We start from the raw sequence: 26,322 nt of genomic DNA on the forward strand, positions 1-26,322 counted from the left end.
AAGCCCCTCCAGCTCGAGGGTGACAACGCGATCCTGACCGGCACCACCGTCCACGTCTCCGCCGACGCCGCGAAGCTGCTCAACAGCACCTTCAAGACCGACGCCGTCAAGGCCGGCCTCCTCGTCGGGACCGCCACCATCACCGCCCAGATCAAGTAACACCCCCGCACCACAGCACCACACACGAGAACGCCGCCCCCTGCCGGGGGCGGCGTCCTTGCGTGTCCCCACGCGAGCCGATTGGCGGAGGGAAGCCGAGCCTCCTGGCCGTCAGCCCTGGTCGTCGACGCGCAGCCAGACTGCGGAGCCGCCCGCCAGGACGCCGTCGGCGGCCGCGTCGGGGACGGACGCGACGAGCACCTCCCCGACGGGGAGCGGTACCGGGTCGGTCCCGAAGTTGCCGACGACGACGACCGCACCGTTGGACCACGTCAGGACGTCGTCCGGGGAGGGCAACCACGTCATCGACCCGGACCCGAGGCCGAGCGATCTCCGCGTGTCCAACGCCCTGCGGTACATCGCGAGCGTCGAGTCGTCGTCGGCCTGCTGCACGTCGGCGGCGTACGATCCGAAGTCCGTCGGCTGCGGCAGCCAGGGGTCGGCCGAGGACGAGAACCCGAACGACGGACCGTCCGCGGTCCACGGCAGCGGGACACGGCAGCCGTCCCGACCCCGGATGCGGTGACCGGACCGCTCCCAGATCGGGTCCTGGCGGACCGTGTCGGGCAGGGCCGTCGCCTCGGGGAGGCCCAGCTCCTCGCCCTGGTACAGGTAGGCGGAGCCCGGCAGGCCGAGCATGAGCAGGGTCGCCGCGCGTGCGCGACGGAGGCCGAGCGCGCGGTCCGGCTGCGGGTCGTCGGCGCCGACGCCGGCCTCGAGCTCCACGGGACCGTCGTACCCGTAGCGACTGGCGTGGCGCATCACGTCGTGGTTCGACAGCACCCAGGTCGTGGGGGCGCCGACGGCGTCGTTGGCCCGCAGGCTGACGTCGACGTTCTCACGCACCGCGGACGCGTCCCACGGCAGGGAGAGGTACGCGAAGTTGAACGCCTGGTGCATCTCGTCGGACCGGACGATGCGCGCAGCACGCTCCGGTGGGAGCCAGGCCTCGGCGCAGAGGATGCGCTGCCCGTCGTACTCGTCGAGGATCCGCCGCCACTCCCGGAAGACGTCGTGGATGCCCTCCTGGTCCCACATCGGGGGCATCACGCCCTCCACCGGCTCGACGACACCGTGCGTCGTGTGCGGCCAGTCCGGCAGTCCCGGTGCCTTGACGATCGCGTCGCAGACGTCGACGCGGAAGCCGTCCACGCCGCGGTCGAGCCAGAACCGCAGCGTCGTCGCGAACTCCGCGTGCACGCGCTCGTCGTCCCAGTTCCAGTCCGGCTGCTCGGGGGCGAACAGGTGGAGGTACCACTGGCCGGGCGTCCCGTCGGACTCCGTCACCCGGGTCCAGGCCGGTCCCTCGAACATCGAGGTCCAGTCGTTCGGCGGGAGCTCGCCGTCGACCCCACGACCGTCCCGGAAGTGGAACATGCCGCGCTCGGGACTGCCGGGACCGGCTGCGAGTGCCGCGACGAAGCGCTCGTGCCGGTCCGAGCAGTGGTTCGGGACCAGGTCGACGACCACGCGGAGCTGCAGCTCGTGTGCCCGGTCGATGAGCGCGTCGGCATCGGCGAGCGTGCCGTACATCGGGTCGACGGCGCGGTAGTCGGCGACGTCGTAGCCACCGTCGGCCTGCGGGGACGGGTAGAACGGCGACAACCAGATCGCGTCCGCGCCGACTTCCGCCACGTGGTCGAGTCGTCCCGTGATACCCCGGAGGTCCCCGGTGCCGTCACCGTCCGCGTCCGCGAAGGACCGCGGGTAGACCTGGTAGATGACGGCGGTGCGCCACCAGTCGTGATCGTCGGTAGGGGTCATGCCCTGGGGACCTCTCGTGCGTAGAGCTCGGGACGGCGGTCCGCGAGCCAGTCGTTGTGTGGGCTCGTCGACTTGTCGCGGGCGAGCCCCGGGAAGACGTCGGCCGTGACGGACTCCGGTCCCCCGTGCCCGACGGTCTCCGCGGCGACCCAGCCGAACTGGTCGACGATGACACTGGCTTCGTTCCAGTCCTGGCCCCGCTCGGTGCCGGCGCGGTCGCAGCAGGCGATGAACACCCCGTTCGTCCGTGCCGCCGCCTGCGCCGCGATGACCTCGGCGACGCGGTCCCGCTCGGGGTGCGCACCGACCGGCCAGTTCGTCGGCACCGCGATCAGGTCGGCGCCGGCCGACGCCAGGGCTCGCGGCATCTCCGGGAACTCCATGTCGTAGCAGACCAGGAGCCCGATCCGGCCGTGGACGGTCTCGACCACCGGAGGCAGGTCTTCGCCGGGGGCGAACACCAGCGTCTCGCGGTCCCAGAGGTGGGTCTTCCGGTAGACCGCGCGGACGCCGGACGCGTCGACGAGGGCCACGCTGTTGCGGAGGACCCCGGTCCCGCCGTCCTCGGCCTCGCAGAACCCGAGGACGACGACGGAGTCGGTGCCGGCGAGCAGCGTGGCCACGCGGTCGAACAGCGGGTCAGCCGCCGTGATCGCGACGGCGGCGGCCTCGGCAGCGCCGCGGAACACGTACCCGCTCGTGACGAGCTCCGGCAGGACGAGCACGTCGACGCCGTCCTCGAGCGCCCGTTCGACAGCCGTGACGACCAGCTCGGTGTTGCCGGCGAGGTCTCCCAGCACCGGCGCGAGCTGGTCGCACCGGACCCGCGCGACGCCGGTCACTTCACCGCCCCCTCGGTCAGACCCGTGATCAGGCGCCGCTGCAGGAGGACGTACGCGACCACGATCGGGAGCGCCACGAGCACCGCGGCCGCAGCGGTCACGTCGGGTTGTGCGCCGTGCTGCGCCCCCGAGAAGAACGACAGGGACAGCGGAGCGGTCTGCACTGCCTCGTTCTGCGGCACGAGGACCAGCGCGAGCAGGAACTCGTTCCAGGTGAACAGGAACAGGATCGTCGCCAGGGTCGCAACGGCGGGCATCGCGACGGGCATCAGCACGCTGCTGAGGATCCGGAACCGGGACGCCCCGTCGATGCGGGCGGCTTCGAGGAGCTCGCCGGGCACGGACGCGAAGAACGACCGCATCCAGAACACCCCGAGCGGCACCGAGAGCCCGACCTGCGGCAGGATCAGCGCGCCGTAGGTGTCCACGAGGCCCCAGCCCGCCAGCATCTGGTAGAGCGGCAGCACCGTGACCTCGTAGGGCAGGACGAGGCCCACGAGGAGGAGCACCAGGATGAGCCGTCCACCGGGGACCCGCATGTGCGCGAGGGCGTAGCCAGCCAGGCACGCGATCGCCGCGGTCACGACCACGACGGTGATCGCGACGATCGCGCTGGAGACGAGCGCCGAGGCGAACCCGCCCTGCGTCCACGCCTCGGCGTAGTTGCCGAAGCCGACCCCGGTGCCGTCGGCGCCGTTCCCGCCGAGTGACGTCACGATCACGGACGCGAGGGGGAAGGCGGCGATGAGCGCCGCGACCACCAGGACCGCGTGGGTGAGCGTGGTCTCGCTGCGTGCGACCTTCACGAGGACAGCTCCTTCCGCTGTGTGCGTTCGGGCCGTTCCCGGAGCGCGAGCTGCACGATTCCGACGACCACCAGGATGAGGACGGTCAGGACGACGGCGAGCGCCGACGCCTGTCCGAGTGCCCGGTTCTGGAACGCGTCCTGGTAGACGAACACGCTCGGGACCGTCGTCGACGTGCCCGGACCCCCGCGCGTGGTGTTCCAGATCAGGTCGAAGTTCCGGAGCGCGAACGTGATGGTCAGAATGAGAGCGATCGAGATCTGCGGGCGCAGCGCCGGCAGCGTGACCGCGGTGAACTCCCGGAAGGCGCCCGCACCGTCGAGCCGTGCCGCCTCGTAGAGGGAGCGGTCGATGGTGGCGATCCCGGCGAGGAACAGCACCATGCACAGGCCGTACTCGACCCAGGTGCCGATGATGCCGATGGACGGCAGCGCGGTCCCGAAGTCCCCGAGCCAGCTGTGGGCCAGTCCGCCGAGGCCGATCGCTCGGAGCACGTCGTTCAGCGGGCCGTCGTCGGCGAGGATCCCGCGCCAGGCGACGGCGACGACGACGCTCGACAGGATCTGGGGCAGGAACAGCACGGCGCGGAAGACGGTGAGCCCGTGGATGCGGATGCGCGACATCAGGCCTGCGAGCAGCAGGCCGATGAGGACCGGCAGCGCGGCGTAGAACACGAGCAGCACCAGGGAGTGCCCGAGTGCCTGCCGGAGGTCGGGGTCGGAGAACACCGCGGCGTAGTTCGACCAGCCAGCCGGGGTGGCGACGCTGATGCCGTCCCAGTCGTAGAACGAGATGCGCACCGACTGGATGATCGGGACCACCACGAACACGACGAAGAACGCGAGCGCCGGTGCGACGTAGAGCAGGGAGCTCCAGCTCGGGCGCGAGGCCGCCGGACGGCGCCGACGTGGCGCCGTCCGACGGGGGTCCTGCTCGATCAGCGTGGCCGCCATCTCAGCTGTGCGCCTTCGCCCAGGTCGCCTGGACGGTCTCGGTGAAGGCACTCGGCGTCGTCTTGCCGGCCATGACCTCCTGCAGCGCACCGCCCATCTTCGTGAGCATGTCGGTCGTGCTCCAGTCGTAGTAGCCGACCTGGGTGCCGGCCGCGATGGTGTCCTTCAGCGCGGTGAGGGTCTGCTCCTGCAGGGGGTCCTTCGAGCTGACACCGTCGGTGACCACGGGGAGACGACCGGTGTCGAGGATCCACTGTCCGGTCTCCGGGGTGTGCAGCATCGCGAGGAACGCGATCGCTGCGTCCTGGTGCTCGGACTTCGCGCTGACGTGCCAGGGCGATGCCGTGGCACCCACGCCACCGGAGGTCAGGGACCCGAGCCCGAAGCCGTCGGAGTCGAGCGACGCACCGTTCCACGAGCCGCCGACGAAGAAGACACCGTCGCCCTTCGCGAACCTGGCGATGGCGTCCTCGTTGCTCAGGCCGTCGTAGCCCGAGCCGAAGTACCCCTTCTGCGCCCAGTCGCGCATCGTCTGCGCGGCTTCCTCGTTGCCGTCGGTCTCGAACGTGGCACCGGACTCGCCACCGATCCAGGTCGCGATGTCCTTCGGCTGCTGCTTCGTGGCGGCGATGTCGGAGAACACGTGCGTCGCCGCGTACTGGTCGGAGTTGCCGAGCATGATCGGCTGTTCTCCGGCCTGGTCGGCCTTCGCCAGGTCCGTCTCGAGTTCGTCGATGGAGGTCGGCGGCTGGAGCCCGAGCGCGTCGAGCTTCTCCTTGTTGTAGTAGATGCCCTGGACCTCGCTGATCGGGGACATCCCGTAGAGGGTGCCGGACCCGAAGGCGGTGCCCGCGGCGTTCCACTTCGCCGGACCGAGCGTGGAGGCGCCGGTGCCGGTGGTCCAGCCGTAGACCTCCGCGACGTCGTCGAGGGGGCGGACGAGCTTGCCCTTCACGAGTGCGCCGTCCACCGCGTAGCCGATGTTGCCCTGGAACACGTCGGGGGCGTTCGACGAGTTCGCCGCGTTCACGACCGTCGCGATGAGGTCGTCGAAGCTCTTGTACGTGACCTTCACGTCCACGTTCGGGTACTGCTTCTCGTACGCCGGGACGAGCTTCTGCATGAGGGGCTTCTCGGCGACGTCCGCCCACATGGTCAGGGTGGTGTCGCCGCCGTCCGCCACCGCGGCCGCGGTCACCTTCTTCGTGATGTCGGGCTGGTCGGCGCTCGCGCCCGAGCCGCCTGCACCGGGCGCGGAGCAGCCGGCGAGGGCGACCGCGAGGCCGAGGACTGGGATCGCGGCGAGGAGGCCTCGCCGACGTGCACGTTGACTGGTCATGGTCACTTCCGGGTCGTGAGGAGCGTGTCGGGGGTCGCGGAGTCGTGCTGGTCGGTGCTCGTGGAGTCGGTGCGGTGCAGGCGGTCCGTGCGCAACGTCGCGGTCGCGCGGTGGGCGGACATGCCCTCGCTCGCGGAGATGACGTCGACGGCGTCGGCGAGCGCCGGGGTGGCCTCCCTGGTCACCCGCTGGAACGTGAGCGGCTTGAGGAACCGGGACACGGAGAGGCCGGCGCTGTGCCGGGCACCACCGGCCGTCGGGAGCGTGTGGTTCGTGCCGGCCATGCCCTTGTCGGAGTAGGCCACCGTGCTCCACGGGCCGATGAAGAGCGAGCCGTAGTTCGTGAGCCGGTCGTGGTACCAGACGTCGTCCTCGGTCTGCACCTCGAGGTGTTCCGGGGCGAGCTCGTCCATCACCAGGGCAGCCGCTTCACGGTCGTCGACCAGGATGACCGAGCCGTGGTCGCGCCAGGCCGGACCGCAGATGGCGTTCGTGGAGAGCGTCGGCAGCTGACGCTCCACCTCGGCGACGACCGCCTCGCCGAGCGCCCGCGACGTGGTCACCAGGGCAGCCGGCGAGTTCGGGCCGTGCTCGGCCTGCCCGAGCAGGTCGGCCGCGACGAGCTCGGGGTCGGCAGTGTGGTCGGCGATGACGGCGACCTCCGACGGTCCGGCGAGCAGGTCGATCGCGACGGCACCGAACAGCTGTCGCTTCGCCTCGGCGACGAAGGCGTTCCCCGCTCCGACGATCATGTCGACGGGTGCTTCGCCGAGCAGCCCGAACGCCATCGCGGCGAGCGCCTGGACGCCACCGACGACGAAGAGCCGGTCGACTCCGGACACGAAGGCGGCGTACGCGACGGCGGCGTTCACCCCGCCGTCCGGCTGGGGCGGCGTGCAGGCGATGACGGTGGGGACCCCGGCGGCCTTCGCCACGCCGACGCTCATGAACGCGCTGGCGGTCAGCGGGAAGCGCCCGGCGGGGAGGTACGCGCCGACGCTCCCGACCGGGACGTAGCGCTGCCCCACGGTCAGGCCGGGCAGGAGCTCGGCGGAGAAGTCGCTGAGGTGCTCGCGCTGCAGCCGGGCGAAGTGCTGGGTGCGCTCGGCGCCGAGTTCGATGGCCGCGCGGAGGGCCGGGTCGAGACGGTCACCGGTGGCTGCGAGCTCGTCAGCAGACAGCTCGACGACGTCCGCGTGGTCGAGCTGCAGGGCGAACCGGCGGACGGCGTCGACCCCGTCGCGCTCGATCTCGTCGAGCATCCCGCGGACGCGGTCGGCCACCGCGGGGTCCAACTGGGCTTCCGGCACGTCGACGCCCGGGGCCTTGACGAACGAGTACAGGTCGGCGTGGTCCGCCACGAAACGAGGGCTGAGCTTCATGCAGACGACCCTGCCGAACGTCGAGGGCAAGGACAAGGGTGAAACATCCACGGCAACCCATAGGGTAGCCCTATGACGCTCACCCAGCTGCGCGCGTTCCTCGTGATCACCGCGGCCGGTTCGTTCTCCGCCGCGGCCGCGCAGCTCGGGATGGCACAGCCCTCCGTGTCCGAGCTGGTCAAGCGGCTCGAGGAGACGTACGGCGTCCGCCTGTTCACGCGGGGCAGCCGACGCCTGGTGCTCACCGCCGCCGGCGAAGCGCTCCTGCCGTTCGCGCAGCAGGCCGTCGACGCCGCTGACGGCGCGGACCGCACGCTCCGGGACGTCACGAGCCTGCAGGGCGGGGTCGCCACGTTCGGGCTGCTCCGGAACGCCAACTACTACTTCCTGTCCCGGCTGCTCGAGCGCTTCCACTCCCGCTACCCCGACGTCCGGCTCCGCGTGATCGGGCTGAACTCGGTCGAGGTCGCCGAAGCGGTCGCAGCCGGAGAGCTCGAGGCGGGGCTGGTCGTGCTGCCCATCGACGCCGACGGCCTCGAGGTGACCCCCCTCCGCCGCGACGACGTGCTCTACGCCTCGGCCGACCCGTCCCACACGGAGCGGCCCGTCGCGATCGAGGACCTCGCGGCTGCCGACCTGATCCTGTACGACGCGCACTACGGGTGGCGCGACCCGACGCGACGGCAGCTCATGGAACGGGCGCAGTTCGCCGGGGTCTCCCTGCACGCACGGATCGAGGTCGAGCACATCGACTCCGCACTCGACCTGGTGGCGCGCGGTGCCGGTGACACGATCGTGTCCGGTGCGGTGGCCGCCGCCCCGACGTTCCCGGCTGGAGTACACACCGTCCGCTTCGCTGAGCCGCTCCACGACACGATCGCCCTCGTCCGACGCCAGGGCGTCCCGCTCTCGCCAGCGACACGCGAACTCGCCCGGCTGGCCCGACGCATGCTCCTCGAGCCCTGATGACCTGCTCCGTGGGGATGACGGATCCGGCCGTCTCCGCCCGGGGTTCCTGGACCGGGTCCGTCATCCCGCTGAACGGGGACTCGTTCCGCCCGCGATCTGAACCATGACGCGTGCGAGGGAAGCGGGATCGCGCGTGCCGGGTCAGAACGATCGACTGACCACGCGCGGAACGACCTGCCGCGGGCGCAACGACCCACGACGCCGAACAACCTGCGGCTCGGACATCGGTGTCCTCGGCCTCAGCTCTGACCGAGGTTCGTCACCAGGTTGATGGCGACGGCGATCAGGACCGTCCCGAAGAAGTACGACAGCAGTGCGTGCGGCAGGGCCTTCCGCCGGGTCGCACTGTCGTCCGGTTCGACCTCGGGAGCCGCGTACGACATGCCGATCGTGAAGGCGAAGTAGGCGAAGTCGCTGTAGGTCGGGCGTGCGTCCTGCTTGACGTCGAACCCACCACCGCGGTGGTCGAGGAAGAACATCCGGGCGTACTTCAGCGCGTACACCGTGTTCACCAGCGCCCAGGCGACCATCACCCCGAGGACGCCCAGGACCACCGCCGCGACCGAGGCGGGGTCACGGGCGTGGCTCGCCTCCCCCAGGGCGAGGACCACCGCGGCGAGGCTCGCGAGACACGCCACGATGATGGCGTTGTCCGTGAGCCGCGAGTCCGACTCCTCCCGTGCCAGACGTTCCGTGCCGTCCGGGTCCTGCCGCCAACACCGGCGCCACACCTGTGTCAGCGCGATGAGCCCAGCCGCGCACCACGCCGCGAGCGGGCCGAGGGACGGCGCCCCGAGGAACATGCAGGAGACGCCGACGACGACGCCGATCGCGACGTAGGCCGAGGCGCGGCCCGGCGACAGGATCCGGTCGTTCATCACGCGTGCCGCGTCCGTCGGTCACGCTGACGTCGGCACCGGAGCGGTCTCCGGGTGCAGGACGACCTTCGTCCAACCGTGGTCACGGGCTTCGAAGTGCGCGTACGCCTCCGGCGCCTGGTCGAGCGGGAGCTCGTGGCTGACGATCCACGACGGCGTCGCACGTCCACTCGCGATGAGGTCGCGGAGTGCTCGGTTGTACCGCTTGACCGGGCACTGCCCTGTCCCCATCGACTGCCCGCGGAACCAGAACTCACCGAAGTCGAACGCGACGGCACCGCGCTGCGCCAGGGCGTCAGGACCCCCGGGGTCCTGCGGGACGTACACGCCGACGACGCCGATCGTGCCGGTGAAGCGCACCGAGCGCACCAGTTGGTTCAGGGTCGAGTTCGGGCGCTCCTCTCCGTCGGGATCGTGCGCCTGGTAGCCGACGCACTCGCACCCGTTGTCTGCTCCGAGCCCCATCGTCAGATCGTTCACCGCCTCGACGGGGTCGACCGCCGAGTCGTCGATCGGGATGGCTCCGATCTCCTCGACCTTCTGCAGCCGGTCGGGCTGTCGGTCGACGACCATGACCTTGCTCGCTCCCTTGAGGATCGCGGAGTACGCGGCCATGCACCCCACCGGTCCGGCGCCGTAGACGACCGTCTGGTCGCCCGGCTGCACTCGCGCGAGTTCGGTCGCGTGGTAGCCGGTGGGGAAGATGTCCGCGAGCATCACGTAGTCGGTCTGCTTCTCCTGCGCGTCCTCACCGAGACGCAGGCAGTTGAAGTCCGCCCACGGCACACGGAGCAGCTCCGCCTGTCCGCCAGCCCACGGCCCCATGTCGGCGAACCCGTACGCAGCGCCGGCCATCGCCCGTTCTGGCTGTGCGGTGAGGCAGTAGTTGGTGAAGCCCCGCTCGCAGTTCTTGCAGTGCCCGCAGGCGACGTTGAACGGCAGGACGACCCAGTCTCCGACCTGCACCTCGTCCACGGCGTCGCCCACCTCGATCACCTGCCCGAGGTTCTCGTGGCCGAACCACCGTCCGGTCTCGAAGTCGGTCCGTCCCTCGTACATGTGGAGGTCGGAGCCGCAGATGTTGGTGGTCGTGATCCTGACCAGCGCGTCGGTCGGACGCTCGATGCGGGCGTCGGGGACGTCCTTGACACTGACCCTGCGCGGGCCGTCGTACACAACTGCTCTCATGACCGTGCCTTTCGTGCTGTTCGTGCTGTTCGTGCTGTTCGTGCTGTTCGTGCGTGATGGTGCGAGTGCTGCCGGTCGGCGTCCTCCGCCGTCAGGAACCGGGACGGAAGACGGCGCGGACGCACCCGTCCTCCTTCTGCTTGAACATCTCGTACCCACGAGGCCCCTCCTCGAGCGGCATGACGTGGGTTGCGAGGTGCTCGGTGCTGATCTCCCCGGCGGCGATCCGGTCGAGGATCATCGGGATGTAGCGGTGTCCGTGCTGCTGAGCACCACGGACCGTCAGGCCCTTGTTCATCACCGCGCCGAAGGGGAACTTGTCGACGAACCCGCCGAACACCCCGAGCGAGAACAGGCTGCCGCCCTTGCGGCAGGCGTAGATCGCCTCGCGCAGCGCCGTCGGCCGGTCCGTCTGCAGCCGGAGCTGCTGCTTGACCTGGTCGTACAGGTACTGCGGCCCCGTCCCGTGGGCCTCCATCCCCACCGCCTCGATGCAGACGTCGGGACCGCGGCCTCCGGTGCGCTCCTTGAGCTCCGGCAGCACGCTCTCGCTGCTGTAGTCGAGGGTCTCGGCGCCGATGTGCTCCCGGACCTGCCGGAGGCGTTCGGGCAGTCGGTCGATGACGACGACCTGCTCGGCCCCGAGCAGCATGGCCGCCCGCGCCGCCATCTGGCCGACACCACCGGCACCCCACACCGCGACGGTGTCACCGGGTTGGATGCCCGCGAGGTCCGCCCCGGTCCACCCGGTCGGCGCCGCGTCCGACGCGAACAGCGCCGCGACGTCCGACACCCCGTCGGGCACCGGGAACGCCCCCTGGTCGGCGAACGGCACGCGGACGTACTCGGCGTGGCTGCCCGCGAACCCGCCGAGCGCATGACTGTAGGCGAAGCACCCACCGATCGGGGAGCCCCACATCGTCTCGGTCAGCCCCGGGTTCGGGTTGCCGTTGTCGCAGAGCGAGAACAGCCCGTGCGTGCAGTACCAGCACTGTCCGCAGGCGATGAACGAGCAGACCACGACCCGGTCCCCCACCCGGTGCTTGCGGACCGCGGACCCGACCTCGACGACCTCGCCCATGAACTCGTGGCCCAGGACGTCCCCGGCACGCATCGTCGGGATGTACCCGCCGAGCAGGTGCAGGTCCGAGCCGCAGGTGGTGCTGAGCCGCACCCGCAGGATGACGTCGTGGTCGTTGAGGATGGCCGGGTCCTCGACCGTCTCCACCGAGGTCTCGTTGACCCCGGTCCAACACAGTGCCTTCACAGTGTCCCCTCCTCGTTGCTCCGCGCCGTCGCCAGTTCCACGAGTGCTCCGGTCGGCGTGGCCGTTCGGCGGCCGTGGGGCACCGGGTCGACCCGGAGCACCTCGCCGACCTCGATCAGTTGCTTGGCTTCCCGCAACGCAGCGCGGAGCCGTCCGCGGTCGCGGTCGCCCGCTGCTGCTCGGGAGGCGCCCTGCCGGAAGCGGGCGCGCAGCTCGGTGCCCTTGTCGCCGGGCGCGATCCGGGCCTCCAGTTCGACGGCGTCACCGAACCGCGCGAGCGGCCCCGGCGTCCGTCCCGCCGGCAGGACGTCGTCGACGTCGCGGGCGACGGTGACGGCGAGCCACCCCGACCGCGGAGCGGAGGCCGCTCCCGTCCCCGGCGCGGATCGTGGTCGGCGCCGCCGGGCCAGCACCACGGCGCTGGCTGCGGCGACGACCACCGCGGCGCCGACCAGCCGGGGCGTCATCGGGGTGCTCCGTGCGGACGGGTCCGGGTGATGGTTCCGGACCGAGCAGGTCCGGTCGGTGTGGCGTGTTCCATCGCGGCCTCCTGAGTCGCTTCGATGCGGATCAACGAGACGGAGAACGGCTGAGACGGACGTGCCGGGAAGGCACTCGCTCAGTTGCGCTCCCGCCGGTCCAGGGTGCGACGTGACTCGGCCTCGTGTCCGCGACTTGTCCACGATGCGTCGCGGTGTTCCGCCGTCGGGACGAGCACGCGAGCAGTCGCCGGGCCGACGACGGATCCGCTCGGGACGATGACGGATCCGTCACCCCGCCGAACGGGAACTCGTTCCGCCCGCGATCTGACCCATGACGCGTGCGATGGGAAGCGGGATCGCGCGGAGGCGGTCGGAACGAACGACTGACTACGCGCGGAACGACCTGCTGCGCGCGGAACGGCCCACGACGCGCGGAACGACCTGCCACGGCCCCCGCGTCAGCGCGGCAGCCGCGGCACCGCGTCGAGCAACGCCCGCGTGTAGTCCGACTCCGGGGCGGCCAGCACCCGGGCGGTGTCGCCCTGCTCGACGACGCGCCCGCCACGGAGCACGACGGTCGCCGCACACAGCCGGGCGACGACGGCCAGGTCGTGGGAGACGAGCACGATCGTCATGCCGTGCTCCTCGGCGAGCCGCTCGAACAGCTCGAGCACCGCGACCCGGGTCGTCAGGTCGAGCGCGCTGACGGGTTCGTCGGCCACGAGCACCCGCGGCCCGGACACCACGGCGCGGGCGATGGCGATGCGCTGGCGCTGGCCGCCGGAGAACTCGTGCGGGTAGCGACGACCGGCGTCGGCGTCGAGCCCGACGTCGCGCAGGGCTGCGGCGACGCGGTCGCTGGCCTCGGAGCCGGAGGCCACACCGAGGGACCGGAGCGGCTCCCCCACGATGCGGTCGACGCGCTGCCGGGGGTCGAGGGACGAGAACGGGTCCTGGAACACCGGCTGCACGGCCGTGCGGAAGCGGTGCATCCCGGCGCGGTCCCGCAGGTCGAGTGCGGCGCCGTCGAACGACACCGTGCCGGAGTCGGGCGACGCGAGCCCGAGGAGCATCCGCAGGACAGTGGTCTTGCCGGCGCCGGACTCCCCGACGATGCCGAGGTGCTGCCCGGGCTGGACGGCGAAGGACACGTCGTCGAGGGCGAGCCCGGCGTGGCGCCCCGGGTAGCGGAACGTCACGTCGTCGAGGGCGAGCAGGGTGGTCACCGGGGACCTCCTCGGCCGCGGTCCAGCGCGTCCTGCAGGGTCCTGGCGCTGCCGACGAGCCGCTGCGTGTACGGGTGGGTCGGCGCGGCGATGACGTCCCGCACGGCCCCCTGCTCGACGGCACGCCCGTGCTCGAGCACGAGCACCCGGTCGACCGTGCGCGCCACGACGGACAGGTCGTGGCTGATGAAGAGCAAGCCCATGCCGCGGTCGGCGACGGCTCGGTCGAGCAGGTCGAGCACCTCCGCCTGCACCGTGACGTCGAGCGCCGTGGTGGGTTCGTCGGCGATGAGGACCCGCGGTCGGCACGCGAGCGCCATCGCGATCGCCACACGCTGCCGCTGCCCACCGGAGAGCTCCCACGGGAACGCGCGGGACACCCGGTCGGGGTCGGGCAGCGCGACGTCGACGATCGCCTCGTGCACGGCGGACCGCAAGGCGTCGCCACGGAGCCCCCGGTGGCGGCGCAGCGGTTCGGCGATCTGGTCGCCGGCACGCATGATCGGGTCGAGCGCGGTCATCGGCTCCTGGAACACCGGAGCGACGGCGGCCCCGCGCACACCGCGGAGCGCCCGCTCGGACGCGCCGACGACCTCGACGTCGCCGACCCGGATGGAGCCGGTGACCGTCAGGGCGGACGGCAACAGCCCGAGCACGGCGAGCGCGGTGAGCGACTTGCCGCTGCCGGACTCCCCCACGATGCCGAGGCGGCCGCCGTCCTCGACGGCGAACGAGACGCCGTCGACGAGCACCGCCCCGTCGGCGGAGGTGATGCGCAGGTCGGTGACCTCGATGGCGGGGCTCATCCGAGCCTCCTGTCCGTCTCGTCGGGGGTGGCCGCGACCGGTGCGACGGTGCCGACCCCGTCACCACCCACCGTCGTCCCAGCCGGGAGGCTCGGTGCGGCTCCCCGCGTCGCTCGCCGTCCGCGGCGGGTCGGGTCCGCGACGTCGCGCAGGCCGTCCGCCAGGAGGTTCGCGCCGATGACCAGCGCGACGAGGGCGAGGCCCGGGGCGAGGACGCCGGCCGGCGCCTCGAAGGCCGTCTGCTGGGCGTCCTGGAGCATGCGGCCCCACGAGGCGTTGGGCGGCGGGGCGCCGAGGCCGAGGTAGGACAGGCTGGCCTCGGCCAGGACCGCGAGCCCGAACTGCAGCGCGAGGTTGACGGCGAGGGTGGGCCAGATGTTCGGCAGCACGTGCTCGGTGACCACGCGCGCCCACGAGGTGCCGGAGGTCCTGGACGCGGTGACGTACTCCTGCCGCAGGACCCGTCGGGCCAGGATCCGGACCAGTCGGGCGACGACGGCGGTCATCACCAGGCCGATGGCGATGATCGCGGTGCCGAGGGAGGCGCCCCGGGCGGCGACGAGGAGCATCGCGACGAGCAGTGTCGGGAACGCGATCACGATGTCGAGGACGGCGGACAGGGTGTCGTCGAGCCAGGGGCGGGCGAACGCTGCGGCCAGACCGACGGCGGTGCCGAGGACGCCGCCGACCAGGACCGCACCGAGTCCCGTGGAGAGGGCGATCCGCGCGCCGATGAGCAGCTGAGTGGCGAGGTCGCGGCCGAGGGTGTCGGTGCCGAGCCAGTGCGCGCCGCCGGGCGGGGTGAGCCGGCCGCCGGACGTGTCGTACAGCGAGTAGGGCAGCCAGATCAGCGAGACGACCGCGGCGACGACGACCAGTCCCACGAGCACGATGCCCGTGGTCAGGGACACCGAGCGGCGGGCGCTCACCGGTTCCCCGAGACGCTCGAGCGCAGGCGCGGGTCGACGATGCGCTGCACGACGTCGGCGATGAACCCGATCACGAGCACGGCGACGGTGGAGACGAGGAGCACGCCCTGGATGCTCGGGTAGTCGTGCTGCTCGATCCCGGTGATGAGCATGCTGCCGAGACCGGGCAGGGCGAAGACGCTCTCGACGACGACCGCGCCGAGGAACGTCGACGCGAGCTCGATGCCGAGGACCGCGATCACCGGGACGACCGCGGACCGGACACCGTGGCGCAGGAACGCCGACGCGGTGGACGCCCCGAGCGCCCGGGCGGTGCGGATGTGGTCGGCGCCGAGGACGTCGAGCACCGCGCTCCGGACGTAGCGGGCGATGGACGCCGTCATGACGACGGCCACGGTGATGATCGGCAGCGCCAGGGACTCGAGCGCGTCGCCGGGGTACGTCCAGTCGTCGCGGGGGAAGCCGCTCGAGGGCAGCAGCCCCCACTGCAGCGACACGACCTGCACGAGCAGGATGCCGATCCAGAAGACGGGGACCGCGATGCCGAGCTGGGTGATGCCGGAGAGCAGCACCCCGTACCAGCGGTCGGCCCGGGCGGCCGCGACGAACCCGACGACGCTGGCGACGACCACGGCGACGACGAACGCGATGAGCGTCAGCGGCACGGTGACGACCAGGCGCTGCGCGAGGTCCGGCAGCACGGGCAGGCCGCTCGTGAAGGACGTCCCGAGGTCGAGGTGCAGCATCTGCCCGAACCAATGCAGGAACTGCTGTGTCAGCGGCAGGTCGGAGCCCACCGCACGCCGGGCAGCAGCGACCTGGTCGGGTGTGGCGTTCGCCGCGAGCAGGGCGTTCGCCGGGTCACCGGGCAGGATCCGCAGGAGCGCGAACACGACGACCAGGGACGCCGCGAGCGACAGCACGAGGATGCCGAGGCGGCGGAGGACGTACGCGGTCATGGGGTGGTGCGGATCCTGCCTGGTGGGTGTCGGTGCGGGGCCGGCGCGTTCGCCGTCCGCGACTAGGAGACGGTGATGCCGGAGACGGGGAACTGCGAGTTCAGCCCGTTCTTCCAGTATCCCGTGACGTCCTTGTCCGACACGACGATCTGCGGGTACAGGTACAGCCAGTCGCTCGCCGCGTCCTTCACGATCTGCTCGTTCGCCTGCTTGAGCAGCTCGGTCTGCTGGTCCTCGGACGTGGCCTGCTCGGCATCCGCGATGTCCTGCTGCACGGCCTGGTTGTCGTACCCGAAGTAGAAGTCCGGGTCGCCGTAGAAGACGACGTCGCGGTCGTTGACGTGCTCCTGCAGCGTGGCCTCGAAGTCGTGCTGCTGGTACACCTTCGTGTACCACTCGTCGGCGCTGATCGTGTTGATGTCGACGGTCACGCCGACCTTCTTCAGCGCGCTCTGCAGGTACTGCGCGACGGCGGGGTGCGGGTCGTACGACGGGGTGTCGAGCGTGAACGTGAAGCCGTCGGCGTGGCCGGACTCCGCGAGCAGGTCCTTAGCCTTGGCCGGGTCGTACGCGTTGACGCTCGTCAGGTCCTCGTACCAGGGGTCGGTCGGTGGGACCATCGACCCGTTCACCGTGCCGTAGTCGCCCCAGATGGCCTTGAGCAGCGCCTTGCGGTCGACGGCGGCCGAGATCGCCTGGCGGAGCTTCACGTCCGTGAACGGCCCCTTCGCGTCGTTGAACGCCAGGAGCTCCTTCGTCGTCGAGTCGCCCTCGCTCACCGTGTACTTGGACGTGTCTGCCGTGAACCGGGAGAGCGCGTCCGGGGACTGGATGCTCGTGACGACGTCGACGCGGCCGCTGGCCAGGGCGTTCGAGAGCGTGGAGGCGCTGGTGAAGTAGTCGAACTCGACGCCGCCGTTCGCGGGCTTCTTGCCCCAGTAGTCCGTGAAGGGCTCGAGGGTGAGCGACGAACCGCGCTTGAAGGTGCCGAGCGTGTACGGCCCGGTGCCGTTCTCCTCGGTCTTGAGCTTCGTGGCGTCCGCCGGGACGATCCACACGTACGACAGGTTGTAGACGAACGAGATCGAGCGCTTCGACAGCGTGACCTCGACGGTGTCGTCGTCCGGGGTGGCGATCGACTTCACCACGGACAGGCTCGACTTCCGCGACGACTGCGAGTCCTCGGCGGTCACGCGCTCGATCGAGCTCTTGACGTCGGCGCTCGTGAGCGTGCCCCCGTCGTGGAACTTCACGCCCTTGCGGAGCGTGAACGTGTAGGTCAGGCCGTCGGAGGACGTCTTGTACGCGCTCGCGAGCAGCGGGGTGACCTTCCCGTCGTCGCCGAGGCGGAACAGGCCCTCGTAGACGTTGTCCTGGAAGGCCTCGTTGACGCCCTGGCCACCGCCGTCGACGTTGGAGAGGTTGGTCGGCTCGTAGAGGGAGCCGATCGCCACGGTGGCGTCGGCGCCGGAGGACGAGCCGCCGTTCGAGGACGAGCAGCCGGCGAGGGCGAGGCTCAGGGCGATGCCGGATGCGACGAGCGCGGCTGCGGTGCGGGACTTCACGGGACTCCTGGTCGTTCGGGGTCGGGTTCGGGGTGTGGTGCTGGTGCGGGGTGTGGTGCTGGTGCGGGGTGTGGTGCTGCGGCCGGTGCCGGGTCGCTCCCCGCTGGTCAGGCCTGGTGTGCGACGTACCGTTCGCCGGCGTGGACCGGCACGTGCAGGCGGTTCTGGAACGGCGGCAGCGGGCAGTTGTACTGGTCGCTGAACCCGCACGGCGGCACGAAGGCCTGGTTGAAGTCGAGGACGACGTCGGACTCCTCGCCCGTCGACGACCCGGCCGGACGCTCGACGAACAGGAACCGGCCGGTGCCGTACGTGCGGTCGGCGTCGTCGGTGCTGCGGTTCGTCGGGTCGCCGAAGACCAGGAGCAGGGTGCCGTCGTCGTCGAACGCGCTCAGTGTGTACGAGCGGCCGTCGATCGTCGCCGTGATGTCGCCGGGGACGACCAGGTCGCGCGTGGCACCAGCGGCGTCGCGGAGGTGCTCGTAGGGGATGGTGCGTCCGGGCTCGGCGGGCGTGAAGTGCGCCGTGATGCGCCACGCCGGGTCGTACGGGAAGACGGGGACCTCGACGAAGGAGCGGTTCGCCGGGGACTCGGCGTCCCACAGGCGGTAGCCGTGCTCGGGCGCCCCGGTGTCGAGGTCCTTCCGGTGGACGGCGGTCGCGACGACGCTCGCGGGCTGGCCGACGAGGACCGCGTCGAGGTCGGGCTCGGTGCCGTCCGGCAGCCACACCGTGGACACGAGCGCGAGGTCGCCCTGCGGACCGGTCACCCGCTGGCGGCGGGCCGCACGCCAGGCGTGCCAGGAGGAGGGGGCGTCGTTCGTGGTGCTCGCGTCGGTGATGCTCATCGGGATCGACAATCGCAGACCGGCGCTCGGTATTCCCCTGCCGCGTCACACGGAGCAACACGTGTGGTCCGGATCAGGTCCGCAGTTCGGTGCGCCGGGGCTTCAACCGGGCCGGGGCGTCCGTCGCCGAGACCCACTCGCACGTGAAGGTCCCCCGGTAGCCGAACAGGAACCCGAACACGCGGTTGTGCACCTGCATGTCGACGTGGAACGCCTGGTCCTCGTCCGACCACCACTCGTGCAGGGTCGCCCGGCCGCTGAACAGCATCGGGAACCGGAAGCTGACCGGTCCCTCGTGGAACCGCTGTGCGTCGGAGGTCAGGACGAGGCCGCCGCGTTCGTCCACCGCGAGGTCGAGGTCCACCGCGAGGTGCTGGTGTGACCCGAGGTAGTCGAGCACCCGGCCGTCGACGAGCACCATCGTGGCGTCGAAGCGTGCCTCGCGTCCTGGCCGGGTCGTGTACGTCCGCACGAAGGTCACCGTCTCGCGGCCGTGCTCGTCCCGGTACGGGTAGTTCTCGATCGTGAACGGGACGTCCCGTCCGACGTCGGGCACCAGGATGTTCCGCAACCGCCCGATCTGCAGGAACGGCACGGTCCACCACGGCCCCCGCCGGATCGACTGCATCACGCCCTGTCCGACACAGGCCTCGGCGGCGTCGAGCCCGACGCCGAAGCGGCGCCGCATCATCGGGTGCAGGCGCTGGAAGTCCGCGCCGAGCGCCTCCTCGAACACCGAGCTCACCGGTCACCTCCGGCGGGGGCACGCAGCGTCCTGGAGGCTCGGGGCCGGTCCCGCCGCCACGGTTGCAGCACGCAGGTGAGCGGCCAGGCCTCCGGCTCGGCGCCGCCCTCGAGCCAGATCCGGAGGCGGTCGAAGCTCCACGCGGTCGCCCACCCGAGGAGCGGCCGGACGACGAGGTCGAGCGGACCCCACCCGCCGTCGTAGTCGTAGCCCGTGATGAACCGGGTGCGGCCGTCCCCGGTGGGCACGTACCGCCAGTAGCCGCGTCCGGCGCGGATCGGCGAGAGGCGGTCGTCGGTCGCGAAGCGGAGCGCGGACGTCCGGGTGCCGTCGTCCCGCTGCCGCTCGCCGATGCTGACCCCGGTGCCGTGCACGTCGTGGACCGGGGAGCGCCGGACGTAGGTGAAGTGCTCGGCCCCGTCGGCGTCCGGCGGTTCCGGGACGATCTCCGAGAACCGGACGTCCCACCGCACGTGCTGCCGCGGGTCCTGCGTCGCCGCCCACACCTGCTCCACGTCGGCGTCGATCACCGTCTCGACGTAGATGCCCCGCTTCCCCACGTGCTGAGCGTAGTGAGGGTCAGGGCGCGGAGGACCGCTCGACGCGGCTCAGGACCAGCTGCCGTCGTCCCGCCCGAGGTGGTCGCGCCCGAGCTCGGTGACCGGCACGGCACCGAGGCTGGTGAACCCGATGTCGAGCAGCGTCGCCCGGGACGCCCCAGACCCGCCGAGCGTCGCCATGCCCTCCATCACCGCGCAGAAGTACGCCCCGAGCGACCCGGCGTCCGCGGCCGCGTCGACCTCGCCGGCCTCCTGGGCGTCGGCGATGCAGGCCGCGTAGTGCTCGCGCATCGTGTCGAAGGCGGCGGCCACCGTCGAGGCGACCTGTGCGTCGTGGGCCCCGAGCTCGACCGCGGCCTTCGTGAACAGCGACGGAGCGGCCTGTGCCGCCCCGTGGGTCACCGCCACGTGCACGAGCTGCGCCCGGATGCGGGTGATCGGGTGGTCCGACCCGTGCCGGATGGTCTCGACGGCGTCCACGGCCTCCGCCGTGTCGCTGAGGAACGCCCGCATGAAGAGCTCGCGCTTGCCGCCGAACGCGTTGTAGAGGCTCTGGCGTGCGAGCCCGGTCGCCTCGAGCAGGGCGTCGAGCGAGGTGCCGGCGAACCCGGTGTCGGCGAACGCCTGGCGGGCGCGGGCGACGACGTCGGCTTCGTCGAAGCTGCGGGGTCTGGGCACGGGAGCTCCTCGGGATTCTTGACTGATCGGTCCACAACGACGTACGTTGTGGACCACGCAGTCAAAAACTACACGGGAGGACCACCATGGGCCACACACTGCAGGACAGGACCGCACTCGTCACCGGCGGGACGTCGGGGATCGGGCTGGCCGTCGTCCGACGGTTCGTCGAGGAGGGCGCACACGTCGTCGTCACCGGTCGACGCCAGGCGCAGCTCGACGAGGTCGCGGCCGAGTTCGGCGACGCGGTGACCGTCGTGCGGGCCGACGCGTCCGAGACCGCCGACGTGGCGACGCTGTTCCAGGCCGTCGCCGACCGCGGGACCGGGCTCGACGCCGTGCACGTGAACGCCGGCGGCGGGGAGTTCAAGCCCCTGGCCGACGTGAGCGCGGAGGACATCGACACCGCCTTCGCGACGAACGTCCGCGGGGCCGCCCTCACGGTACGGGGCGCACTGCCGCTCCTCAACGACGGCGCCGCGATCGTCGTCACCGGCTCCACCTCCGCCTCCGGCACCGAGACGTCGCTGGGCCTCTACGGCGCGTCGAAGGCAGCCGTCACCACGATGACGCGGACCTGGGCGGCCGAGCTGGCTCCCCGCGGGATCCGCATCAACACCGTCACGCCCGGACCGACCGAGACCCCCGGACTGAAGGGCCTGTCGCCGGACGCCCCGGACGCCCTGCTCGAGCAGATCGCCGCCGGCATGCCGATCGGCCGACTGCTCCGGCCGGAGGAGGTCGCCGCCGCCGTCCTGTTCCTGGTCTCCGACGAGAGCTCGGGCATGACCGGCAGCGAGCTCGTCGTCGACGGCGGCAGCACGATCGCCTGACCATCCGGGCCGTCCGCCGCGCACTGGGGGCACGGCGGACGCCCGGGACACGGCAGAATGCAAGCACCCGAAACCAGGAGTGTTCTTCATGTTCGTCGCTGCCATCGTCTTCCTCGTCGCCGCGCTCGTCGCGCTGTCCTTCCGGGGGCGGACCTACACGACCCCGGAGCGCCCGGCCACCCCCGGCCGCGAGGCCCGCCCCGCGCTCACCACCCGTCGCCCGAACACGGTCGCCACCTGGACCGCCGTCAGCGCCGGTGTGCTCTTCGTCGGGTTCACCATCGCGAGCACCGTCTACGCGCAGGACACGGGCGAGTCGAAGGTGCAGGTCGACATCTCCGGCAACATCGTCGGGCAGACCACGGACTCCGGGTTCCACTTCAAGGCCCCGTGGGCGACGCTGCACACGTTCAACATCCGCAACCAGACCGTCACGTACATCAACTCCGTGAACGGCTCTGAGTCGGACAACAACGGCAACATCCGCTCCGGCCCCTTCGTCACCGTGCAGGACCAGGACGGCGTCTCCTCGAACGTCAGCCTGAACCTGCAGTACAGCATCGACGCGAAGTCGGTCACCGACATCTACCGGTCCTACAAGACCGAGGAGAACTTCAAGACGCAGTTCATCGGCAACTCGGTGCGGAGCGTCGTGCGCCAGGTGCCGAACGACTTCACGACCATCGAGCTGATCACCAAGCGCGGGTCCGTCGAGAAGTCGATGATCCAGGCGCTCGAGCAGCGGTGGAAGGGCTCCGGCGTCCACGTCGACAACTTCTCGCTGCAGGAGATCACGCCGCCGAAGTCCGTCACCGAATCGTACGCCGCTGCGCAGCAGGCCCAGATCCAGGTGACGAAGGAGCGCGCCCTGCTCGACGCCAAGAAGGTGCAGGCACAGCAGCAGGTCGCCGAGGCGCAGGGTCAGGCCGACGCGAACAAGGTGCTCAACGCGCAGCCGCTCTCCGACGCCGCGCTGAAGCAGCGCGAGATCGAGGCCCTCAAGAGCGCGGGCGACAACGGCTCGCTCATCGTCGTGCCGCAGGGCACGGACAACATCCTCAGCCTGCCGGGCACCGGCAGCGGGTCGTCGACCAAGTGACGGTCGGGCCCGTCGCGGCCCGCTGACGGACAGGAGGCTCGTGGCGGCGCCGCCACGGGCCTCCTGTCCGTCGTCATCGCACTGCCGGCACCTCGCGCGGGAGGGCCGGACCCGGCACCGCCACCGTGCGCCACGACCCGGTCCGGGGGTCCAGCCGGACCGCGTCACCGCAGTCCTGGCAGTGCGCGTCGCCGGCTGCACCGAGGAGGACCCGGACCGGGTCGTGGACGAGGGGGTGCGTCGTGGTGTTCGTGGTCGGCCTCCTGGTCGATGGTGCGTGGGACGCGCCCTCGCCGCAGTGACGGCGAGGGCGCGTGTGGCCGACGGCGAGGAGCGGAACCGTCGTCGGCCTGGCCGTCGCGCCGTTGCAACAGCCTCTCCACGCTCTGTTCTGCTCCTGCCCCGACGGAACCCCCGTCGCCGATTCGTGACCGGATCGTCACATGGTGGACCGTGGGTTCTTCGACTGCTCCTCCGCCTGGACGCGGACGGATCGAGCACGACCTAGCGTCGTTCGTGTCCCGGCGGGCCGGCACCGTTGCCGCAACTGCCGGGACGTTCCGCACGACCGACCAGAGGAGGAACACCATGACCGACTTCACCGACCGCGGCGTCCTGATCACCGGCGGCGCCGGCGGCATCGGCCTCGCCACCGCCAGCGCCTTCCTCGCCGTCGGGGCGAGGGTCGCCCTCGTCGACGTCGACCAGGACGCGCTCACCGAACGCGCGGCAGGACTCGGCGCCGACGACCGGGTCACGACCATCCAGGCGGACGTCTCCGACGAGCGCGACGTCGAGCGGTACGTGCAGGAGGCGACCGAGGCGCTCGGGTCCATCGACGTCTTCTGCAACAACGCCGGCATCGAGGGCACCGTCGCCGACCTGGTGGACACCACCGCCGAGGACTTCGACCGGGTCATCGCGATCAACCTTCGCGGCTCGTTCCTCGGCCTCAAGCACGTCCTGCCGCACATGACCGAGCGTGGCTCCGGCAGCGTGGTGAACACCTCGTCGGTGGCCGGGCTCGACGGCTCGGCCGGCCTCAGCCCCTACATCGCGTCGAAGCACGGCGTGACCGGGCTCACGAAGTCGGCGGCCCTGGAGGTCGCCGCGACGGGTGTCCGGGTGAACTCCGTGCACCCGTCCCCCGTGAACACCCGCATGATGCGGTCCATCGAGGCCGGCGGGGGTGACGCGGAGACCCAGCGGCGGGCGTTCGAGGAGGGCATCCCCCTGGGCCGCTACGGCGAGCCGGAGGACATCGCGAACCTCGTCGTCTTCCTCGGCTCCGACGAGAGCGCCTTCATCACCGGTGCGCAGTACCGCGTGGACGGCGGGATGGGCGCCGGTCAGTAGCGACCCGCTGGTGCCGTGACCGGCACGTGACGGACGGGAGGCTCGTAGCTGCCCGCCACGGGCCTCCCGTCCGTCGTCGGTCACCCGGGCGACCGCGCTGTCCGAGGGGCGCAGGGCATGTCGTTTGCTGCCCTTGGTTACGTATACAGTGTCCGACGACCACCGCGTGCATACGTAACCATCTTCAAGGGAGAAGACGATGACCATCACCGACGAGGTCCGGCACCGGGCACGGCACGGCTCCCCCGACAAGCGATCGGCCGCGATCGGCGCTGCCGTCGGGACCTGCGTCGAGAACTACGACTTCCTCGCGTACGGCACGGCGTCCGCCCTGTACTTCGGCCACGCGTTCTTCCCCGGCGAGGACCCCCTGGTCGGCACGCTGCTGTCCTTCGCCACCCTCGGCGTGGGCTTCGCGATGCGTCCCCTCGGCGGCATCATCGGCGGCGTGCTCGGTGACCGCATCGGCCGGAAGCCCGTGCTGGTCGGCGCCCTGCTCGTCATGGGCATCGCGACGTTCCTCATCGGCCTGCTCCCGACCTACCAGAGCGTCGGCGTCCTCGCCCCAGTCCTCCTCGTCGCGGTCCGGGTCGTCCAGGGTCTGGCCTTCGGCGCGGAGTGGGGCGGCGCCATCCTGATGGCGTACGAACACGCCCCCTGGCGACACCGCGGCCGGTACGCCGCCATCCCCACGGCCGGCAACCCGGCCGGGGTCTTCCTCGCGAACATCGTCTTCCTCTTCTCGGTGAACCTCGGCGACGAGTGGGCCTGGCGCGTCCCGTTCCTGGCCAGCGCGGTCCTCGTGATCGCCGGGCTCGTCATCCGCGCCCGTGTCTCCGAGTCGCCGGAGTTCGAGGACGTGAAGGACCGCGGCGAACGCGCCCGCAACCCCCTGACCAAGGTCGTCCGCGAGGACTGGCGGAACCTGCTCCGTGTGATCGGGCTGCGGCTCGTCGAGAGCGCCGGGTTCTACGTCGTCGTGACCTACATCCTCAGCTACATCGGCACGCTCGACGCGGGCCTGCGCACCGTCGGACTCGTCGGACTGTGCATCGCGACCTTCATCGGCGTGGGCGCCTCGCTCTTCTGGGGTGGGCTCACCGACCGGTTCGGCCGCAAGCCGATCTACCTCGTCGGGTCGCTGCTGACCATCGCGTTCGGTTTCCCGATGTTCCTGATGCTGAACTCGCAGGTCCCGGTGCTCATCGTGTTCGTGTACGTGATCGGCCTCCCCCTGATCCACGACATGCTCGCCGGGACGCAGGGCGCGTGGTTCAGCGAGCTCTTCAGCGTCGACACCCGTTCTTCCGGAGCCTCGATCGGGTACCAGGTCGCCGCGGCGATCTCCGGTTTCGTGCCCTTCATCGCCACCGCGCTCGCGGCAGCGCTCGGGTGGGGCGGCGTGGCGGTGCTGTACATGGCCGCCGGCGTCGTCGGCGTGGTCACCGTGCTGCTCACCCGGGAGACCTGGGGCAAGCCGGAGCGCGCCCACGTGGAGGACGTGATCGCCTCCGCACCTGCTGCTGCCGACCGCCGCGTCGACCCGTCCTGACGCGTCGCCCCGTTCCGACGCGTCGCCCCGTCCTGACAAGCAAAGAGAGAAGCACCGCATCATGAAGGCCATCGTCAAGACCACCGCCGCCCCCGGAGTCGACCTCGTCGAGGACCACCCCGAACCGATCGTCGGCCCCGAGGACGTCCTCCTCCACGTCGGCGCCGTGTCGATCTGCGGCACCGACCGTGAGATGTACGAGTGGACCCCCGCCGCCGTCGCGTTCGAGCTCGACCTGCCCGTCGTGCTCGGACACGAGGTCTCCGGCACGGTGATCGAGGTCGGGTCCGCGGTCACACGTCTCGCCGTCGGGGACCGGGTCGCCCTCGAGACCCACATCCCCTGCGGCGCCTGCTTCATGTGCCGCACCGGCAACGGGCACAACTGCATGGCGATGAAGATCGTGGCGATGCACGCCGACGGTGCCTTCGCCGAGCGCGTCGCCGTCCCCGAGCGCATCTGCTTCCCGCTGCCGGACGGGATGTCGCTCGAGGTGGGCGCCCTCCTCGAGCCGGCGGGTGTCGCGTGGCACGCGCTGCAGCGGGCCGACCTGGCCGTCGCGGGGTCGTCGGTGCTGGTGTCCGGCTGCGGCCCGGTCGGCCTGCTCATCGTGCAGTTCGCCCTGCACCTCGGTGCGACCGAGGTGATCGCGATCGAACCGAACCCGTACCGCCGTGCATGGGCAGAACGCCTCGGGGCGACCGTCTTCGAACCGGGGCCGGCGGTGACCGAGTCGATCGCCCAGACGTACGCGCACCGCGGCGGGGTCGACGTCGCGTTCGAGGTCAGTGCCGCGGGGGCCGCCTACCCCACGCTGTTCGAGGCAGTCCGTCGCGAGGGCACCATCGTCACGATCGGCCACCCCGCCGGCCCTGTCCCGGTCGACATCGCGAAGTACGTCAACAAGAAGGGCATCACGCTGCGCGGCGTCTTCGGTCGCCGACTCTGGGACACGTGGGAAGACCTGGTCGAGGTCCTCGTCCGGGGTGGCGTGGACATCAGCTGGCTCATCACGCACCGGTTCCCCCTCGGCGCCCTGGGTCCGGCCATCGACCTGCTCAGCGGAGACGCGAACAAGGTACTGGTCCTGCCGAACGGACCCCTGGACGGGTCGGCTGACCCCGCCTGAGCCACCAG

Annotated in this window: 25 protein-coding genes; 6 read left to right on the plus strand and 19 right to left on the minus strand. The window is 71.2% G+C overall.

From position 1 onward, the window contains the following. Positions 1–270: 270 nt before the first annotated feature. From BIU98_RS04905 to hisD, 6 genes are read right to left on the minus strand one after another with little or no spacing between them, the layout of a single operon-like run. Positions 271–1,923, minus strand: coding sequence for a glycoside hydrolase family 13 protein (locus tag BIU98_RS04905; RefSeq protein WP_071272502.1), 1,653 nt, complete (start codon positions 1,921–1,923; stop codon positions 271–273). Continuing rightward, positions 1,920–2,765 carry a nitrilase-related carbon-nitrogen hydrolase gene (locus tag BIU98_RS04910; RefSeq protein WP_071272505.1) on the minus strand — a complete coding sequence of 282 codons (846 nt, stop codon included), beginning with the start codon at positions 2,763–2,765 and terminating at the stop codon, positions 1,920–1,922. The genes BIU98_RS04905 and BIU98_RS04910 overlap by 4 nt, the downstream gene beginning before the upstream one ends. Further along, entirely contained in the window at positions 2,762–3,571 is an 810-nt protein-coding gene (locus tag BIU98_RS04915) for a carbohydrate ABC transporter permease (RefSeq protein WP_071272508.1), read from the minus strand. Before BIU98_RS04915 ends, BIU98_RS04910 begins: the two co-directional genes overlap by 4 nt. Further along, a complete protein-coding gene (locus BIU98_RS04920; protein WP_071272511.1) occupies positions 3,568–4,524 on the minus strand; it encodes a carbohydrate ABC transporter permease in 957 nt (318 codons plus the stop codon). Before BIU98_RS04920 ends, BIU98_RS04915 begins: the two co-directional genes overlap by 4 nt. Position 4,525: 1 nt before the next feature. Next, positions 4,526–5,863, minus strand: a complete 1,338-nt coding sequence (locus BIU98_RS04925; RefSeq protein ID WP_071272514.1) for an ABC transporter substrate-binding protein — start codon at positions 5,861–5,863, stop codon at positions 4,526–4,528. Between the two features lie 2 nt (positions 5,864–5,865). After that, positions 5,866–7,245, minus strand: a complete 1,380-nt coding sequence (gene hisD, locus BIU98_RS04930) for a histidinol dehydrogenase (protein WP_071272517.1) — start codon at positions 7,243–7,245, stop codon at positions 5,866–5,868. A gap of 72 nt (positions 7,246–7,317) precedes the next feature. Here hisD and BIU98_RS04935 point away from each other — a divergent pair, with 72 nt between their 5' ends. Continuing rightward, positions 7,318–8,211 carry a LysR family transcriptional regulator gene (locus BIU98_RS04935; protein WP_071272520.1) on the plus strand — a complete coding sequence of 298 codons (894 nt, stop codon included), beginning with the start codon at positions 7,318–7,320 and terminating at the stop codon, positions 8,209–8,211. 242 nt (positions 8,212–8,453) lie between these two features. On the opposite strand, the gene BIU98_RS04940 is transcribed toward BIU98_RS04935, so the two are convergent. From BIU98_RS04940 to BIU98_RS05000, 13 genes are all read right to left on the minus strand, one after another. Then, positions 8,454–9,092, minus strand: coding sequence for a DUF1345 domain-containing protein (locus BIU98_RS04940; protein ID WP_071272523.1), 639 nt, complete (start codon positions 9,090–9,092; stop codon positions 8,454–8,456). Positions 9,093–9,113: 21 nt separating this feature from the next. Next, positions 9,114–10,280 (minus strand): glutathione-independent formaldehyde dehydrogenase, encoded by a 1,167-nt coding sequence (locus BIU98_RS04945; protein ID WP_071272526.1) that lies wholly within the window; start codon positions 10,278–10,280, stop codon positions 9,114–9,116. A gap of 91 nt (positions 10,281–10,371) precedes the next feature. Then, positions 10,372–11,547, minus strand: coding sequence for a zinc-dependent alcohol dehydrogenase (locus tag BIU98_RS04950; protein ID WP_071272529.1), 1,176 nt, complete (start codon positions 11,545–11,547; stop codon positions 10,372–10,374). After that, a complete protein-coding gene (locus BIU98_RS04955; RefSeq protein ID WP_071272532.1) occupies positions 11,544–12,014 on the minus strand; it encodes a hypothetical protein in 471 nt (156 codons plus the stop codon). Before BIU98_RS04955 ends, BIU98_RS04950 begins: the two co-directional genes overlap by 4 nt. A 473-nt stretch (positions 12,015–12,487) precedes the next feature. Further along, on the minus strand, positions 12,488–13,255 hold the full coding sequence (locus BIU98_RS04960) for an ABC transporter ATP-binding protein (RefSeq protein WP_071272535.1): 768 nt from the start codon (positions 13,253–13,255) through the stop codon (positions 12,488–12,490). Next, positions 13,252–14,061 carry an ABC transporter ATP-binding protein gene (locus BIU98_RS04965; RefSeq protein ID WP_071272538.1) on the minus strand — a complete coding sequence of 270 codons (810 nt, stop codon included), beginning with the start codon at positions 14,059–14,061 and terminating at the stop codon, positions 13,252–13,254. Before BIU98_RS04965 ends, BIU98_RS04960 begins: the two co-directional genes overlap by 4 nt. Then, positions 14,058–14,990, minus strand: a complete 933-nt coding sequence (locus BIU98_RS04970) for an ABC transporter permease (RefSeq protein WP_083392989.1) — start codon at positions 14,988–14,990, stop codon at positions 14,058–14,060. The genes BIU98_RS04965 and BIU98_RS04970 overlap by 4 nt, the downstream gene beginning before the upstream one ends. After that, on the minus strand, positions 14,987–15,949 hold the full coding sequence (locus BIU98_RS04975; RefSeq protein WP_071272541.1) for an ABC transporter permease: 963 nt from the start codon (positions 15,947–15,949) through the stop codon (positions 14,987–14,989). The genes BIU98_RS04970 and BIU98_RS04975 overlap by 4 nt, the downstream gene beginning before the upstream one ends. A 62-nt stretch (positions 15,950–16,011) precedes the next feature. Then, the gene (locus BIU98_RS04980; protein WP_071272544.1) at positions 16,012–17,514 is read right to left on the minus strand and encodes an ABC transporter substrate-binding protein; all 1,503 of its coding nucleotides are present in this window, start codon (positions 17,512–17,514) and stop codon (positions 16,012–16,014) included. 107 nt (positions 17,515–17,621) lie between these two features. Further along, positions 17,622–18,362, minus strand: coding sequence for a DUF1684 domain-containing protein (locus BIU98_RS04985; protein ID WP_071272547.1), 741 nt, complete (start codon positions 18,360–18,362; stop codon positions 17,622–17,624). 73 nt (positions 18,363–18,435) lie between these two features. Next, entirely contained in the window at positions 18,436–19,107 is a 672-nt protein-coding gene (locus BIU98_RS04990; RefSeq protein WP_071272550.1) for a DUF4166 domain-containing protein, read from the minus strand. Beyond that, positions 19,104–19,667 (minus strand): SRPBCC family protein, encoded by a 564-nt coding sequence (locus BIU98_RS04995; protein ID WP_083392990.1) that lies wholly within the window; start codon positions 19,665–19,667, stop codon positions 19,104–19,106. Before BIU98_RS04995 ends, BIU98_RS04990 begins: the two co-directional genes overlap by 4 nt. 48 nt (positions 19,668–19,715) lie before the next feature. Further along, entirely contained in the window at positions 19,716–20,345 is a 630-nt protein-coding gene (locus tag BIU98_RS05000) for a TetR/AcrR family transcriptional regulator (RefSeq protein ID WP_071272553.1), read from the minus strand. Between the two features lie 86 nt (positions 20,346–20,431). Here BIU98_RS05000 and BIU98_RS05005 point away from each other — a divergent pair, with 86 nt between their 5' ends. The 5 genes from BIU98_RS05005 (at position 20,432) to BIU98_RS05025 (ending at position 26,314) form a co-directional block, all read left to right on the plus strand. Continuing rightward, positions 20,432–21,178 carry an SDR family oxidoreductase gene (locus BIU98_RS05005; protein ID WP_071272556.1) on the plus strand — a complete coding sequence of 249 codons (747 nt, stop codon included), beginning with the start codon at positions 20,432–20,434 and terminating at the stop codon, positions 21,176–21,178. A gap of 88 nt (positions 21,179–21,266) precedes the next feature. Beyond that, positions 21,267–22,277 (plus strand): SPFH domain-containing protein, encoded by a 1,011-nt coding sequence (locus BIU98_RS05010; protein ID WP_139200570.1) that lies wholly within the window; start codon positions 21,267–21,269, stop codon positions 22,275–22,277. Between the two features lie 588 nt (positions 22,278–22,865). Beyond that, the gene (locus BIU98_RS05015; protein WP_071272562.1) at positions 22,866–23,633 is read left to right on the plus strand and encodes an SDR family NAD(P)-dependent oxidoreductase; all 768 of its coding nucleotides are present in this window, start codon (positions 22,866–22,868) and stop codon (positions 23,631–23,633) included. A gap of 199 nt (positions 23,634–23,832) precedes the next feature. Then, positions 23,833–25,185, plus strand: coding sequence for an MFS transporter (locus tag BIU98_RS05020; protein ID WP_071272565.1), 1,353 nt, complete (start codon positions 23,833–23,835; stop codon positions 25,183–25,185). 61 nt (positions 25,186–25,246) lie between these two features. Continuing rightward, a complete protein-coding gene (locus BIU98_RS05025; RefSeq protein ID WP_071272569.1) occupies positions 25,247–26,314 on the plus strand; it encodes a zinc-binding dehydrogenase in 1,068 nt (355 codons plus the stop codon). Positions 26,315–26,322: the final 8 nt, after the last annotated feature.

This window comes from Curtobacterium sp. MMLR14_010 (assembly GCF_001865015.1).
In the GTDB taxonomy this organism is placed as follows: domain Bacteria; phylum Actinomycetota; class Actinomycetes; order Actinomycetales; family Microbacteriaceae; genus Curtobacterium.

Bases quoted from the DNA above. Each gene is read 5' to 3' on its own strand.
- BIU98_RS04905 (WP_071272502.1), bottom strand. From the start codon at position 1,923: ATGACCCCTACCGACGATCACGACTGGTGGCGCACCGCCGTCATCTAC.
- BIU98_RS04920 (WP_071272511.1), bottom strand. From the start codon at position 4,524: ATGGCGGCCACGCTGATCGAGCAGGACCCCCGTCGGACGGCGCCACGT.
- BIU98_RS04925 (WP_071272514.1), bottom strand. From the start codon at position 5,863: ATGACCAGTCAACGTGCACGTCGGCGAGGCCTCCTCGCCGCGATCCCA.
- hisD (WP_071272517.1), bottom strand. From the start codon at position 7,245: ATGAAGCTCAGCCCTCGTTTCGTGGCGGACCACGCCGACCTGTACTCG.
- BIU98_RS04935 (WP_071272520.1), top strand. From the start codon at position 7,318: ATGACGCTCACCCAGCTGCGCGCGTTCCTCGTGATCACCGCGGCCGGT.
- BIU98_RS04940 (WP_071272523.1), bottom strand. From the start codon at position 9,092: ATGAACGACCGGATCCTGTCGCCGGGCCGCGCCTCGGCCTACGTCGCG.
- BIU98_RS04945 (WP_071272526.1), bottom strand. From the start codon at position 10,280: ATGAGAGCAGTTGTGTACGACGGCCCGCGCAGGGTCAGTGTCAAGGAC.
- BIU98_RS04955 (WP_071272532.1), bottom strand. From the start codon at position 12,014: ATGACGCCCCGGCTGGTCGGCGCCGCGGTGGTCGTCGCCGCAGCCAGC.
- BIU98_RS04965 (WP_071272538.1), bottom strand. From the start codon at position 14,061: ATGAGCCCCGCCATCGAGGTCACCGACCTGCGCATCACCTCCGCCGAC.
- BIU98_RS04975 (WP_071272541.1), bottom strand. From the start codon at position 15,949: ATGACCGCGTACGTCCTCCGCCGCCTCGGCATCCTCGTGCTGTCGCTC.
- BIU98_RS04985 (WP_071272547.1), bottom strand. From the start codon at position 18,362: ATGAGCATCACCGACGCGAGCACCACGAACGACGCCCCCTCCTCCTGG.
- BIU98_RS05005 (WP_071272556.1), top strand. From the start codon at position 20,432: ATGGGCCACACACTGCAGGACAGGACCGCACTCGTCACCGGCGGGACG.
- BIU98_RS05010 (WP_139200570.1), top strand. From the start codon at position 21,267: ATGTTCGTCGCTGCCATCGTCTTCCTCGTCGCCGCGCTCGTCGCGCTG.
- BIU98_RS05015 (WP_071272562.1), top strand. From the start codon at position 22,866: ATGACCGACTTCACCGACCGCGGCGTCCTGATCACCGGCGGCGCCGGC.
- BIU98_RS05020 (WP_071272565.1), top strand. From the start codon at position 23,833: ATGACCATCACCGACGAGGTCCGGCACCGGGCACGGCACGGCTCCCCC.
- BIU98_RS05025 (WP_071272569.1), top strand. From the start codon at position 25,247: ATGAAGGCCATCGTCAAGACCACCGCCGCCCCCGGAGTCGACCTCGTC.